This window comes from Duganella sp. CF517, assembly GCF_900110275.1.
Lineage (GTDB): Bacteria > Pseudomonadota > Gammaproteobacteria > Burkholderiales > Burkholderiaceae_D > Rugamonas.
In genome coordinates, this window is sequence record NZ_FODC01000001.1 from 964,534 (window position 1) to 978,973 (window position 14,440).

The 14,440-nt window shown below is 63.9% G+C and carries 14 protein-coding genes; 11 read left to right on the forward strand and 3 right to left on the reverse strand.

The window, feature by feature from the left end; translation table 11 throughout:
• Positions 1–3: 3 nt before the first annotated feature.
• The 3 genes from BMX85_RS04120 to BMX85_RS04130 are packed head-to-tail and all read left to right on the forward strand — an operon-like array spanning position 4 to position 1,890.
• Complete coding sequence (locus BMX85_RS04120) at positions 4–510, forward strand: DUF2867 domain-containing protein (RefSeq protein ID WP_090314381.1); 507 nt, start codon at positions 4–6, stop codon at positions 508–510.
• Between the two features lie 49 nt (positions 511–559).
• Positions 560–1,543, forward strand: a complete 984-nt coding sequence (locus BMX85_RS04125; RefSeq protein ID WP_090314382.1) for a nucleoside hydrolase — start codon at positions 560–562, stop codon at positions 1,541–1,543.
• Positions 1,540–1,890 (forward strand): translation initiation factor Sui1, encoded by a 351-nt coding sequence (locus BMX85_RS04130; protein ID WP_090314383.1) that lies wholly within the window; start codon positions 1,540–1,542, stop codon positions 1,888–1,890. Before BMX85_RS04125 ends, BMX85_RS04130 begins: the two co-directional genes overlap by 4 nt.
• Before the next feature lie 17 nt (positions 1,891–1,907).
• Here the strand turns inward: BMX85_RS04130 and BMX85_RS04135 are convergent, their stop codons facing one another.
• A complete protein-coding gene (locus BMX85_RS04135) occupies positions 1,908–3,176 on the reverse strand; it encodes a DEAD/DEAH box helicase (RefSeq protein ID WP_090314384.1) in 1,269 nt (422 codons plus the stop codon).
• Positions 3,177–3,293: 117 nt separating this feature from the next.
• On the opposite strand from BMX85_RS04135, the gene BMX85_RS04140 reads away from it, so the two are divergent.
• Positions 3,294–4,262, forward strand: a complete 969-nt coding sequence (locus BMX85_RS04140; RefSeq protein WP_090314385.1) for a dipeptidase — start codon at positions 3,294–3,296, stop codon at positions 4,260–4,262.
• A gap of 15 nt (positions 4,263–4,277) precedes the next feature.
• On the opposite strand, the gene BMX85_RS04145 is transcribed toward BMX85_RS04140, so the two are convergent.
• On the reverse strand, positions 4,278–6,119 hold the full coding sequence (locus BMX85_RS04145) for a DUF4153 domain-containing protein (protein WP_177196639.1): 1,842 nt from the start codon (positions 6,117–6,119) through the stop codon (positions 4,278–4,280).
• Between the two features lie 188 nt (positions 6,120–6,307).
• On the opposite strand from BMX85_RS04145, the gene dapC reads away from it, so the two are divergent.
• The 3 genes from dapC to BMX85_RS04160 are packed head-to-tail and all read left to right on the forward strand — an operon-like array spanning position 6,308 to position 9,566.
• Positions 6,308–7,525, forward strand: coding sequence for a succinyldiaminopimelate transaminase (gene dapC, locus BMX85_RS04150; RefSeq protein ID WP_090315215.1), 1,218 nt, complete (start codon positions 6,308–6,310; stop codon positions 7,523–7,525).
• A gap of 11 nt (positions 7,526–7,536) precedes the next feature.
• Positions 7,537–8,364 (forward strand): 2,3,4,5-tetrahydropyridine-2,6-dicarboxylate N-succinyltransferase, encoded by an 828-nt coding sequence (gene dapD / locus BMX85_RS04155; protein ID WP_090314387.1) that lies wholly within the window; start codon positions 7,537–7,539, stop codon positions 8,362–8,364.
• A gap of 59 nt (positions 8,365–8,423) precedes the next feature.
• Complete coding sequence (locus BMX85_RS04160) at positions 8,424–9,566, forward strand: PilT/PilU family type 4a pilus ATPase (RefSeq protein WP_090314388.1); 1,143 nt, start codon at positions 8,424–8,426, stop codon at positions 9,564–9,566.
• A gap of 14 nt (positions 9,567–9,580) precedes the next feature.
• Here BMX85_RS04160 and BMX85_RS30385 read toward each other — a convergent pair whose 3' ends face one another.
• The gene (locus BMX85_RS30385; protein ID WP_177196640.1) at positions 9,581–9,754 is read right to left on the reverse strand and encodes a hypothetical protein; all 174 of its coding nucleotides are present in this window, start codon (positions 9,752–9,754) and stop codon (positions 9,581–9,583) included.
• A gap of 189 nt (positions 9,755–9,943) precedes the next feature.
• Here BMX85_RS30385 and BMX85_RS04165 point away from each other — a divergent pair, with 189 nt between their 5' ends.
• Genes BMX85_RS04165 through BMX85_RS04180 form a run of 4 tightly spaced genes read left to right on the forward strand, consistent with a single transcriptional unit; the run spans position 9,944 to position 14,422 of the window.
• Positions 9,944–10,297, forward strand: coding sequence for an ArsC family reductase (locus BMX85_RS04165; protein WP_090314389.1), 354 nt, complete (start codon positions 9,944–9,946; stop codon positions 10,295–10,297).
• Positions 10,298–10,314: 17 nt separating this feature from the next.
• Positions 10,315–11,448 carry a succinyl-diaminopimelate desuccinylase gene (gene dapE, locus BMX85_RS04170; protein ID WP_090314390.1) on the forward strand — a complete coding sequence of 378 codons (1,134 nt, stop codon included), beginning with the start codon at positions 10,315–10,317 and terminating at the stop codon, positions 11,446–11,448.
• 60 nt (positions 11,449–11,508) lie between these two features.
• Entirely contained in the window at positions 11,509–12,396 is an 888-nt protein-coding gene (gene prmB, locus BMX85_RS04175) for a 50S ribosomal protein L3 N(5)-glutamine methyltransferase (protein ID WP_090314391.1), read from the forward strand.
• Between the two features lie 25 nt (positions 12,397–12,421).
• Complete coding sequence (locus BMX85_RS04180; protein ID WP_090314392.1) at positions 12,422–14,422, forward strand: ATP-binding cassette domain-containing protein; 2,001 nt, start codon at positions 12,422–12,424, stop codon at positions 14,420–14,422.
• Positions 14,423–14,440 lie beyond the last annotated feature (18 nt).

Below are 14,440 nucleotides of genomic sequence, written 5' to 3' on the forward strand. Positions count from 1 at the left end.
CCAATGACGTCATCGATATCCGCAGCAGCAGTGCCCAGTGAAAGCGTCATCCATCAGCGGCTCGATGGCGCCTACTTTTACGATTGCTACGCACAGGAACTCCCGCCCGGCAGGGACACCGCGCTGGAACTATATCTGAAGGTGGTGGCGACCACGCCGGCGTGGATCAACGCGCTGATGGCCCTGCGCAACCGCGTGGTGCGGCTCGTCGGCCTTAAAAACCTCGGCCACCTGGGCGACTTCGACAAAGATAAACCCGCGAGCGACTACCGGCTGGGAGACCGCGTCGGCATATTTTCGATTGTCTATTTGAGCGATGAAGAAATCATCCTCGGCGACTCCGATAAACACCTCAATGTGGAAGTCTCGGTCTGCAAAGTGGGCAACAAGGTCTCGGTCAGCACCGTCGTGCACACGCATAACGCGCTGGGACGCTTCTACATGTTGTTTGTCACCCCGCTGCACAAGCGCATCGTGCCCGCATCGATGAAGCAGGCCAGACTCGCCTGACCGCGCCCGCGCTCTGCTAAACTCGCGCATCCAACGACACATATCCATCATGGCTTACTCCCTCCCCCGGCCGCTGCGCGGCCTGCTGTCCATATTCTTCGCGCTGTCATGCGCCATGCTCGCGCCGCCGGCCCATCCGGCCGAAAAGATCAAGGTCATCGTCGACATGGACATCGGCGACGACATCGACGATTCCTTCGCGCTGGCGCTGCTGCTGCAAAGCCCGGAGATCGACATCGTCGGCATCACCACCGCGTGGGGCGACACCGGCCTGCGCGCGCAGCTATTGGAGCGGATGTTGCGCGAGACGGGCCACGGCGGCATCCCGGTCGCGCAAGGCATCGCCAGCACCGGCAATCCGCAGCCGTTCACGCAGGCGCGCTACGCCCGACGCGGCAAGCCGCCGGCCAGGGTGCCGGCGGTGGACTTCCTGCTGGATCAAATCAAACGCCAGCCCGGCCGGATCACGCTGCTGGCGCTCGGCCCGCTGACCAACGTCGGCGCGGCCATCGAACGCGATCCCGCCACTTTCGCCAAGCTGAAACAGGTGGCGATGATGGGCGGCTCGGTGCGCGCCGGCTACCGCAAATCGCAATACGTGCCGGCGCGCCCGGCCGACAAGGAATACAACATCGCCTCCGACATCGCCGGCGCGCAAAAGCTGTTCAAGTCCGGCGTGCCGATCGTGATGATGCCGCTCGACTCCACGCAAATACGCCTCGATGAAGTCGAACGCAACGCCCTGTTCGGCCACGGCTCGCCCGTCACCGACGCGCTGGCGCTGATGTACCACCAGTGGATCGACGCCTACCAGCCATGGTCGAGCAACATGCCGTCGCTGTTCGACGTGGTGCCCGTGACGTGGTTGATCGATCCGGCCACTTGCACCACCACGGCGCTGCGCATTGTCGTCGGCGACGACGGCTACACCCGCGAGGAGTCGGGCAAGCCGAATGCGGCGGTTTGCTTGGCGTCCGATGAAAAACGCTTCTTTAACATCCTGATGACACGACTGCTGGAGGACAAGCCATGAGCACCCGCCTCGTTTATTCGACGGAGACGGGCCGCATCTGCCCCGATTGCGGCAAGCCGCTTGCCGACTGCGTCTGCAAAACCGCCGCCAAGGCCAGGCCTGCGGGCGACGGCAACGTCAAGGTGTCGCGCGAGTCCAAGGGCCGTGGCGGCAAGACCGTCACCCTGGTCAAGGGGCTGGCGCTCGACGCCATCGCCCTGGCCCTGCTGGGCAAGCAGCTGCGCGGGGCCTGCGGCTCCGGCGGCACCGTCAAGGACGGTGTGATCGAGATCCAGGGCGATCACTGCGACCTGGTGATGGAAACCCTGAAAAAACAGGGTCACAGCCCCAAACGCACCGGCGGCTAAGACGATTTCCGAACGCTTTATTCGCCGGAGGGCTCGCCACCATCGCGGGCGGCCGCTTCGCGCAGCTTGTCCTTCTTGCTCTTGCGCTTGCCCTTGATGCCGCCGTTGATCGTATCGGTGACCGAATCGGCCGCCGGCGGTGGCAGCGTCTCCACCGGTTCGAAGCCGGCGATGCGCTCGCGCGGCAGCAAAATATCTTGACGCTTCTCGATCAGGCGGAAATGCTGCTCCGTCTCGGCGCTGATAAAACTGATCGCCACGCCGCTCTCCCCGGCACGGCCGGTGCGGCCGATGCGGTGGGTGTAGTCGACGGCGGAACGCGGCAAATCGTAATTCACCACCGCCGGCAGGCGGGCGATGTCGATGCCGCGCGCGGCGACGTCGGTCGCCACCAGCACCTGCAGGCGGCTGGCCTTGAAATCGCCCAGCACCTCGGTGCGCGCCCCTTGGCTGAATTCCCCATGGAAGGCGCCGGCGCGGATGCCATTGCGATTGAGTTTGTCGGCCACGTGCTCCGCCGCGTATTTGGTGGCGACGAACACCAGCACCCTGCTCCACTTTTGTTCCTGGATCAAATACTTGAGCAGCATGGTACGGCGCGGCACGTCGACCATGATCGCGCGCTGCGCGATATCGGGCTTGCTCAAAGGCTCGGACAACACCTCGACGCGGGTCGGCTGATGCAGCATGCCGTCGGCCAGCGCCTGCACCGCCGGCGGGAAGGTCGCCGAGAAGAACAGGTTCTGGCGCTGCTTGGGCAGCAGTTCCAGTATCCGGCCCAGTTCTTCGCTAAAGCCAAGGTCCAGCAAGCGGTCCGCCTCGTCCAGCACCAGCATCGCGGTGCGCGATATCTTCAGGGCGTTATGGTCGATCAGGTCCAACAGCCGTCCCGGCGTGGCGATGACGATGTCGGCGCCGCCGCGCAGCGCCATCATCTGCGGATTGATCGACACGCCGCCGAACACGATCGACACCTTGACCTGCATCGGCAGATGCGACGCCAGCTTGCGCACCGACTCTCCCACCTGCGCCGCCAGCTCGCGGGTCGGCACCAGGATCAGGCCATGCAGCTGGCGCGCGCCGCTGCGGTTGTCCAGCAACGCCTGCAGCAGCGGCAGCGCAAAGGCGGCGGTTTTCCCTGAACCCGTCTGCGCCGCGCCCAGCAAGTCCTCGCCGCGCAAAATGGCGGGAATGGCGGCGCTCTGGATCGCCGTCGGCTCCAGATAGCCGATTTCGGTGACCGCGTTGATCAGGGAGGGAGCAAGGCCCAGCGAAGCAAATGACATGTTGGCCTATAAAGTAAGCGTGTGAATTGGCCGACAGTATAAAGCATGCGCGGACGCCATCCCTTGGCAAGCGGCGCCGTTCTCGGGTAGAGTGGCCTTTTCGACATAGAAAACACCATGATCAACTGGGACGCCCACGTTTGCCTTCCGCAGCACCCGCACGCCGACTTCACGCCTGTGCGCAAGCTGCACGCGGCCGGCGTGAATTACGTCTCGTTGAACGTGGGCGCCGATATGAATCCGGTGTCGCAGGTCATGTCCGTGATCGCCGGCTACCGCGCCTCCATCGCCGCCGAACCGGAACGCTACACCCTGGTCTCCAGCGTGGACGATATCATCAAGGCCGCCGCCGATGGCCGCATGGCGATCACCTTCGACCTGGAAGGCGCCATGCCGCTGCTGGACCAGCCGGAAATGGTGGCGCTATATGCGCAACTGGGCGTGCGCCAGATCCACCTGGCCTATAACCGCAACAACAGCGTGGCCGACGGCTGCCACGACCTGCCGCGCGGCCTGACGCCGCTCGGACACAGCATGGTCGCCGCCATCAACGACGCCGGCATGCTGATGGACTGCTCACACACGGGCCGCATGTGCAGCCTCGATATCATGGCCGCGTCGTCCAAACCGGTGATCTTCAGCCATACCAACGCCTACACGCTGGTCCCGCATGGCCGCAACGTCACCGACGAGCAAATCCGCGCCTGCGCCGACACCAACGGCGTCGTCTGCGTATCGGGTTTGTCGTGGTTCGTCGGGGTGGAAAACCCGGGCGCGGACGACGTCGCGCGGCACGTCGCCTACATCGCCGACCTGGTGGGCGTGCAGCACGTCGGCATCGGCCTCGATATCTGCTTCCAGCAGCCAGACCTGGACGACACGCCACCAGGCGATTTCGACCCAAGCCACTGGTGGCCGGCGTCGGCCGGCTACCGCGCCGACAAACCGCCGACCTTCACTCCGCCGGAAGTATGGCGCGAAATGGCCGCCGCGTTGCGTAAAATCGGCCTGGGCGACCAGGATGCCGCGCTGGTCATGGGCCGCAACATGATGCGCGTGGCGCAGCAGGTGTGGCACAAACCATGACGCGCGCGCGGCAAACTATTTAACAGGGCCACAGCCAGTTTCGGGCAGGTCGGGGTTCATCGTCACCGCAACCCGGTGTCCACCGATGTCGAGCTCACGCACCTTGGGCGGGACAATACTGAAATCGCCTTGTTTGAGCTTGTCGATCAACGGATGGCAGCGCGAAATTTTATAGCTGATCGAACCGATCGATCGCCATTTGCCTTCCGCATCCTGGGTCATCAGCGCATTGTTCCCGCTGCTGCTGTTAATCAGCAGGACGTCGTCGACGCCATCACCGGTGAGGTCGATCATAAAACCATCGCAGCTGCCTTCCTTGCTACGCAAGCACTCGGGCTTCTGGTCGTCGGCGACATCCTGCCACCGTTGCGACACGAAGCTCGCCGGCAGCCTGGCGCCGGAGGGCCAGGCGGTGACATGCCCCTCGACGTCGATCGGCGCGCCGGAAGGCCTCGGCGTTGGCCAGCGCTCATGATCGGCAAGTGCCAGCATCCGCGCCGCCTCCGCGCGCACCAGTGCCACATCGCCACCCGCGGACCAGTGCTCGAGCCGCTCCAACGCGGCCTTGCCGTAACGACCGCCCTCGAACCGAAGGAAGCGGAAATCGAACTGGCCGACCGCTGTTTTGCCGCTTTCCAGCCGCGCCATCTGGCTGTTGACCGAAATGCGCGCCGGATCGGCGATCGGCGTAAACAACGCCAGCATCACCGCGATCACCAAAAACGCGGCGGTGACGTTGACCGGGGCCAGAGGACGCAACCAGGTGTCGTACTGATACGCCGCCCAAGCGTAGCCGATCGCGTAGCAGCTGGCCACCAGCAGGCAGGCCGCCGCGATGATGCGGTCGGTGGTCCAGCCGTACTGCGCCACCCGCAGCCCGAGCGCGTAAATGCCGATCGCGGTCAGCGGGAAAATCAGGATGCAGGCGGCGCGCGTGCTCAGTCGCACGATCGCCTGGACGCCGGCCGCCGCGTCCCCGTTCTGGAACGCGGCGTTGATCAACACCACCAGCACCACCACCGCCGCCAGCAGGACGGACGTGGCGTGGCGGGTCTCCCACAGCGCCTGCAACCCCGTGAACGGCAGGCTGCAAAGGAAGCCGGTGACGATGACCGCCGCCACCGGCAAAATCCACGACATCAGCACCAGCAGCAAGGTGCGGATGCCGCGCACGATGGCCGGCCGCACATCGGTGATGTGCATGGCGCAGGAAAATGCGGTGAAGACGACCGGCACGTTGAACCACGCCTCCGTGAGCAGTTGCTCCAGGAAGTTCAACTTGATCAGTTTGAACAGCGCGCTTCCCATGAACAGCACCATGAACAGCGCGCCCACGAAGAACACCGAAAACAACAGCTGCACGCCGAGCTTCCAGGCGACTTCAAAGTAGGTGCCGTAGCTGGCCACCCGGCGTCGATCATGGACGCCGGACAGCACCAGGGACTGGGCGATGAAGAAAAACGGAACGCTGCACAGCGCCAGTATCTGCGACGGGGAATAGACACGCCGCTCCGTCCAATTGTCGAACATCGGGTAGCCATGGTGGCCGCGCCAGGCGTCGTGCAGCGCCATCGCCAGAATGACCAGCGAGGCCGCCGCCAGCCAGGCCGCCGCCTTGCGGGCGGGCATATGGCCGACACTCGACACCAGCAGCACCGGCAGGAACAGCGCCAGCATCATCAACGGCACCGCCAGATACGGGGCCGTGGCCGGCCAGAGGCCCTCCTTGCCCGCGCGGTACAGCCAATACAGCAGCACGCCCTGCAGCAGTCCCGTGACCAGCCTTGCGGCCATCACCCGCCGGCTGACGCCCGTACCGAGCGCCATCTCGTCCCGCTCCACCGCCGATAGCTCCATGATTCGCCCCCTTGTCATTCTGTGTACTGTCAATGCGCCGAGTATCGCATGATTGGCAATCACGCCATGTTACCTGTTTAGCATTGATGACAAAGCGTCCAGACCGTGAATGACCCGGGTGCGCCATAGGCGCTATAATGCCTGACCTACGCCGTTCCTTTTTCAACGATCCGCACCCGGTCCGCCACGTGAATCCACATCTCGAAAAGCTGCAACCCTATCCGTTCGAAAAGCTGCGCCAGTTGTTTGCGCAGGTGAGCGCCAGCCCAAGCCACAAGGCGATCAGCCTTGGCATGGGCGAACCCAAACATCCGACGCCGGCTTTCATCCAGCAGGCGCTGATCGACAATATCGACGGCCTGGCCAACTACCCGACCACCATCGGCTCGGATGCGCTGCGTGGCGCCATCGCCGGCTGGCTGGAGCGCCGCTATGGCCTGCCGGCCCTTAATCCGGCCACCCAGGTGCTGCCGGTGAACGGCTCGCGCGAGGCGCTGTTCGCGCTGGCGCAAACGGTGATCGACCCGGCGGCCAAGTCGCTGGTGGTGTGCCCCAACCCGTTCTACCAGATCTACGAAGGCGCCGCCTACCTGGCCGGCGCCGAGCCTTACTTCGTCAACTCCGACCCGGCCCGCAATTTCGGCTGCGACTACGACAGCATCCCCGCCTCGGTCTGGGAACGCGTGTCGCTGCTGTTCCTGTGCTCTCCGGGCAACCCGACCGGCGCCGTGCTGACCTTGACCGACTGGGAGAACCTGTTCGCCCTGTCCGAGCGCTACAACTTCATCATCGCCGCCGACGAGTGCTACTCCGAGATCTTCCACGGCGAGCAGGCGCCCCTGGGCGCGCTGGAAGCGGCCCACACCCTGGGCCTGTCGACGGTCGAGAAGCCATACGCGCGCCTGGTGGTGTTCAGCAGCCTGTCGAAGCGCTCCAACGTGCCGGGCATGCGCTCGGGCTTTGTGGCCGGCGACGCCGACGTGCTGAAAAAATTCCTGTTGTACCGCACCTATCACGGCGGAGCCATGAGCCCTTCCGTGCAAGCTGCATCGATCGCGGCCTGGAACGACGAAACCCACGTCGAACAGAACCGCGAAAAATACCGCGCGAAATTCAACGCCATCACGCCGCTGCTGCAAGAGGTGCTGACGGTGGAACTGCCGGACGCAGGCTTCTACCTGTGGGCGGACGTCAGCCGCACCGGCCTGTCGGACACCGAATTCGCGCAGCGCCTGTACGCCGAATATAATGTCACGGTACTGCCGGGCAGCTATCTGGCGCGCGACGCGCACGGCGCCAATCCGGGCCGCAACCGCATCCGCATGGCGCTCGTCGCCGAGACGGAGGAAGGTCTGGAAGCCGCCCGGCGCATCGTCCAATTCTGCAAGTCCCTCCTTAACAAATAATTGAGCAAATCATGACCCAACAACTCCAGCAAATCATCGACCAGGCATGGGAAGACCGCGCCAACATCAACCCGGCCAACGGCGCCGCTGAACTGCGCGACGCCGTCTCGCACGTGATCGCGGGCCTGGACGCCGGCACCATCCGCGTGGCCGAAAAGACCACCGGCGACTGGGTCGTCAACCAGTGGGTCAAGAAAGCCGTGCTGCTGTCGTTCCGCCTGGAGAACAACGTGGTCATGCCGTCCGACGGCACCATGCAGTTCTACGACAAGGTCCCGACCAAGTTCGCCAACTACACGCCTGAAGATTTCGCCAAGGGCGGCTTCCGCGTGGTGCCGCCGGCCGTCGCGCGCCGTGGCTCCTTCATCGCCAAGAACGTGGTGCTGATGCCTTCCTACGTCAACATCGGCGCCTACGTCGATGAAGGCGCGATGGTCGACACCTGGGCCACCGTCGGTTCGTGCGCGCAGATCGGCAAGAACGTCCACCTGTCCGGCGGCGTCGGCATCGGCGGAGTGCTCGAACCGATGCAAGCCAATCCGACCATCATTGAAGACAACTGCTTCATCGGCGCCCGTTCGGAAATCGTCGAAGGCGTGATCGTCGAAGAGAACTCGGTGATCTCGATGGGCGTCTACATCGGCCAGTCGACCAAGATCTACGACCGCGCCACCGGCGAAGTGACCTACGGCCGCGTGCCTGCCGGTTCGGTGGTCGTCTCGGGCAACCTGCCATCGGAAGACGGCAAGTACTCGCTGTATTGCGCCGTCATCGTCAAGCGCGTGGACGCCAAAACCCGCGCCAAGACCGGCATCAACGAACTGCTGCGCGGTATCTAAGCACCCCGGCGGGTGCCGGCACGCGATACCCGCCCGCCTTTGATTTTGAGGAGCGCATCATGGCCATGGACCGCCTGTTCCAGCTGATGAAGGAAAAGAACGCGTCGGACATGTTCTTCGCGGTGAATTCGCCGGTGCACATCAAAATCAACGGCAACCTCATTCCCATCAACCAGCAGAAGCTCGAACCGGGCAACATCGAGTCCATGCTGGCCGAAATCGCCTCGCCGGCGCAGATGGAAGAACTGGCCGCCACCAATGAGCTCAATATGGGCGTGTCGGTGGCGAACCTGGGCCGCTTCCGCCTGTCGGCCTTCAAGCAGCGCGGCACCATCTCCGCCGTGTTCCGCTTCGTGCCCGCCTCCATCCCCGTATTGGCCGATCTGGGACTGCCACCGGTGCTGTCGGACCTGATCATGGAAAAGCGCGGCCTGCTGCTGCTGGTCGGCTCCACCGGCTCGGGCAAGTCGACCACCATCGCCTCGATGCTGGACTACCGCAACGAGCTGCGCTCGGGGCACATCCTGACCCTGGAAGACCCGATCGAGTACCTGTTCAAGAACAAAAAGTCGATCGTCAACCAGCGCGAAATCGGCAGCGACGCCAAGGATTTTGCCACGGCGCTGCGCAATTCGATGCGCCAGGCGCCGGATTGCATCCTGATCGGCGAGATCCGCGACAAGGAGACCATGGCGGCGGCGCTGGCCTACGCGCAGTCGGGCCACCTGGTGCTGGCCACCCTGCACGCCAACAACAGCTATAACGCGCTAAACCGTATTATCAGTTTCTACCCGATCGAGAACCGCGCGGCGCTGCTGCAGGATTTGTCGTCGACGGTCAAGGCGATCGTCTCGCAGCGGCTGGTCCGCTCGATCAACGGCGGCACGCGCACGGCGGCGGTGGAAGTGATGGTCAACACCCGCTACATCTCGGACCTGATCGAAAAAGGCGACATCGGCCAGATCAAGGAAGCGATGGAGAAAAGCCTGTCGCCAGGCTCGCAGTCGTTCGAGCTGGCCTTGCTCAAGCTGGTGCAGGACGGTTTGATCAGCCAGGAGGAGGCGCTGGCCAACGCCGATTCGGCCACCAACCTGCTGTGGCTATTGAATAATGGCCCCGACAGCAAGGCCGCCAAGGCCGAGCCGGAAGCCAGGCAGCCTCCCGACGAGGCATCCTTCACCGAGTTCACGCTCAATACCTGACCGGGACACTTCGGTCAGCGGCGCGGCTGCGGGTCGGCCGGCGCCACGCAATCGTCTGTGGACGGCACCAAACCCCAACCAAGCTGACGGCGGATATCCCCGGTCGACGGCGGCGAGCAGTGTTGCGTCAAACGCTCGCTCATATACTGACGGATCTGTTCTTTGGTCGGCTTGTTCGGCAATTCCATCCCACGGCTCCTGATAGTTGTACGACAACCGATCCATATTAGGCAGCGGATACCCGGACTACCAATGTCAATTCGATAAGTGGCAATATCAAATTGTTATACCAGCGGGCCGAGTGCGTGGCCCCTGCCCGTACCCTCCGCCTGCGCCCCATGGTATTCTGTCGGCCTTTCGCCCGACACCGCACGCACATGAAAACCACCCTTTACGGCATCCCCAACTGCGACACCGTCAAAAAAGCCCGCGTATGGCTGGCCGACCAGCAGCAGGAATTCACCTTCCACGACTTCAAGAAGCAGGGATTGACCCGCGAAATCGTCGCCGGCTGGCTCAAACACCTGTCGCGCGATGTGCTGGTGAATAAAAAAGGCACGACCTGGCGCGCGCTGTCCGACGAGCGCAAGGCGTCCATCGTCGATGACGAAGCGGCCATCGCGCTGATGCTGGAGAATCCCTCGGTGATCAAGCGCCCGGTGCTGGACAAGGATGGCACCTTCGCCGTCAGCTTCTCCGACGCCCAGTACAAACAAATTTTCAATCTCTGATCTTCTTTACCCCCACCATGACACCTTCCAAGACCCTGGCGCTGACCGAAAAACTGATCGCCCTCTCCTCTGTCACCCCCGACGACAAGGGCTGCCAGCAGCACCTGATCGACTTGCTGTCGCCGCTGGGCTTTGTCTGCGAGGTGATCGAATCGAACGGCGTGACCAACCTGTGGGCGCGCAAGGGCACGACCGCGCCGCTGCTGGTGTTCGCCGGCCATACCGACGTGGTGCCGACAGGCCCGGTCGAACAATGGCGCTCGCAGCCCTTCACGCCGACCCACCGCGACGGTAAACTCTATGGTCGCGGCGCCGCCGACATGAAAACCTCGATCGCCGCCTTCGTCGTCGCCTGCGAGGAGTTCGTCGCCGCCCACGCCGACCACAAAGGCTCGATCGCCTTCCTGATCACCAGCGACGAGGAAGGCCCCGCCACCGACGGCACGGTCATCGTCTGTAACATGCTCAAGGAACGCGGCGAGACGCTGGACTACTGCATCGTCGGCGAGCCGACCTCCGACGAAACGCTGGGCGACGTGATCAAGAACGGCCGCCGCGGTTCGCTGTCGGGCAAATTGACCATCAAGGGCGTGCAGGGCCACATCGCCTACCCGCAGCTGGCCAAGAACCCGATCCACCTGGCCGCGCCGGCGCTGGCCGAGCTGGTGGCCGAGGTCTGGGACACCGGTAACGAATACTATCTGCCGACGTCCTGGCAAATGTCCAACATCAACGGCGGCACCGGCGCGAACAACGTCATCCCCGGCGAGATGGTCATCGACTTCAACTTCCGCTTCTCGACCGCCAGCACCCACGAGGAACTCAAACGCCGCGTGCACGCGATCCTCGACAAGCACGATCTGCACTACGACCTGAAATGGGCGCTGAGCGGCCTGCCATTCCTGACCCCGCGTGGCACCCTGAGCGACGCGCTGTCGGCGGCGATCAAGTCGGAAACCGGCGTCGACACCGAACTGTCGACCACCGGCGGCACCTCGGATGGACGCTTTATCGCTCAGATCTGCCCCCAAGTGATAGAATTCGGGCCTCCCAACGCAAGTATCCACAAGATCGACGAGCATATCGAGCTGCGTTTCGTCGATCCGCTGAAGAATATCTATCGCCGTACACTGGAAAACCTGCTGGCCTGATTCACCGGCCGGCTGCCCGCGCGGCGTGCGCGAACCGATTACCGTTATACCGAGATAACCATGAACACGACTCCTTTCACCACGCCGCGCGACCTGTTGCGCTACGCCGTCACCCGCTTCAACGCCGCCCAGCTGTTTTTCGGCCACGGCAGCGTCGAAGCCTTCGACGAAGCGGCCTACCTGATCCTGCACACGCTCAAGCTCCCGCTGGACAAGCTGGAGCCGTTCCTGGACGCGCGCCTGCTGCCGGAGGAAGTCGCGTCGGTGCTGGCGGTGATCGACCGCCGCACCGTCGACCGCGTGCCGGCCGCCTACATCACCAACGAGGCGTGGCTGGGCACCTACAGCTTCTACGTCGACGAGCGCACCATCGTGCCGCGCTCCTTCATCGCGGAACTGATCCCGGACTACTTCGCGCCGTGGGTCAACCAGCCCGATAACATCGCCAACATCCTGGAACTGTGCACGGGCTCCGGTTGCCTGGCCATCATGCTGGCCGACGCCTTCCCCGACGCCCGCGTCGACGCGGTCGACATTTCGGCCGATGCGCTGGAAGTGGCGAAGAAAAACGTCGCCACCTACAAGCTGGAAGACCGCTTGACGCTGATCCAGTCCGACCTGTACGCCAATGTGCCGGACAAGAAGTACGACCTGATTATCACCAATCCGCCGTACGTCAATTCGGGTTCGATGTCCAAGCTGCCGAAGGAATACCTGGCCGAGCCGCAAATCGCCCTCGACGGCGGTAGCGACGGCATGGACCTGGTGCGCAAGATCGTCGCCGGCGCCGCCGAGCGCCTGACCGACGACGGCATCCTGATCGTCGAAATCGGCAACGAACGCGAATTCGCCGAAGCCGCCTTCGGCGCGCTGGGCCTGACCTGGCTCACCACCAGCGCCGGCGACGACATGGTCTTCCTGCTGACCGCCGACCAGCTGAAGCTGTAACACCCTCTTTAAAGTACAAGAACCAATGATCCGCTTTATACAAGTAAGTCTGATGCGCGGCACCAAGCCGCTGTTGGAACAAGTCGATGTCACGCTGAACCCGGGCGACAAGATCGGCCTGATCGGCGCCAACGGCGCCGGCAAATCGAGCCTGTTCGCGATGATGCGCGGCGAGCTGCACCCGGACCAGGGCGAAATCGACTTCCCGGCCAAATGGCGCGTCGCTTACGTGGCGCAGGAAACGCCGCCGCTGGACCGCGCGGCCCTCGACTACGCGATCGACGGCGACGTCACCCTGCGCAAGCTGGAAGCGGAACTGGCGCGCCTGGAATCGGAACCCGAATCGTCGGAAAACGGCATCGCCATCGGCGAAATCTACAGCGCGCTGGCCGACGCCGACGCCTACACCGTGCAGTCGCGCGGCGAACAGCTGCTGCTCGGCCTGGGCTTCACGCTCGACCAGATGCAGCAGCCGGTGGCCAGCTTCTCCGGCGGCTGGCGCATGCGCCTGAATCTGGCGCAGGCGCTGATGTGCCCTTCCGACCTGCTGCTGCTCGATGAACCGACCAACCACTTGGACCTGGACGCGATCATCTGGCTGGAAGACTGGCTCAAACGCTATGCCGGCACCCTGCTGATCATCTCCCATGATCGCGACTTCCTCGACGAAGTGGTCAACGTGGTGGTGCACATCGACGAGCGCAAGCTCAAACGCTACTCGGGCAACTACTCGTCGTTCGAGCGTCAGCGCGCGGCGCAGATGATCCTGGCGGCCGGCGCGCTGGAAAAGCAGCAGCGCAAGCGCGCCCACCTGGAATCGTTCGTTAACCGCTTCAAGGCGCAGGCCTCCAAGGCCCGCCAGGCGCAAAGCCGCATGAAGGCGCTGGCCAAGATGGAAGAACTGGCGCCGCTGCGCGCCGCCGCCGAATTCTCGTTCGAGTTCCGCGAGCCGCTGAGCGCTCCGAATCCGCTGCTGGTGATGGAAGACGTCAACGCCGGCTACGCGATCGAAAACGAAGCGACCGGCGAGATCACCCACAAGACCATCGTCAACAACATCAAGTTCTCGCTGCAGATCGGCCAGCGTATCGGCCTGCTGGGCGTGAACGGCGCCGGTAAATCGACCCTGATCAAGACCATCGCCGGCGAACTGGCGCCGCTGACCGGCGACGCCACCATCGGCAAGGGCCTGAACATCGGCTACTTCGCCCAGCACCAGGTGGAGATGCTGCGCCACGACGAATCGCCGCTGTGGCACCTGGCCAAGATCGCCCCGACCGTGCGCGAACAGGAGCTGCGCAACTTCCTGGGCGGCTTCAACTTCCCCGGCACCATGGTCACCAGCTCGATCGCGCCGTTCTCCGGCGGCGAGAAGGCCCGCCTGGCGCTGGCGTTGATCGTTTGGCAGCGCCCCAACCTGCTGCTGCTCGATGAACCGACCAACCACCTGGACCTGGAAACGCGCGAGGCGCTGACCGAGGCGCTGGCGCAGTTCGAAGGCACGCTGGTCGTGGTCTCCCACGATCGCCACCTGCTGCGCGCCACCACCGACGAATTCATCATCGTCGCCGACGGCAAGCTGCAACCGTTCGACGGCGATCTGGACGACTACAAGGATTGGCTGTTCAAGACCAAGCTGGGGAAAGGCACCGACGTGCTGCCCGCCGCCGGCAAGGCCAACAAGACCGACTTCCCGGTGGTGTCGCCGGTCGCCGCGCCGGCGGCAGCCGCGCCGGCCGCCGCCAGCAAGGACCAGAAGCGCCAGCAGGCCGAGGACCGCCAGCGCCTGGCCACGCTGCGCAAGCCGCTGGAGCAAAAGATCAAGCGCCTGGACGATCAAATCGCCAAGCGCAGCGCGCAAAAAGCCGAGGTGGATGCCAAGTTGGGCGAGTCTTCGATCTACGAAGCGGCCAACAAGGCCAAGCTGAAACAGCTGCTGGCCGATCAAAGCTTCTTCACCAAGGACCTGGGCCAGTTGGAAGCGGAATGGCTGGAATTGCAGGAGCAGCTCGAAGCGCTGGCCTGACCGGGCCAGCCCGCGCGG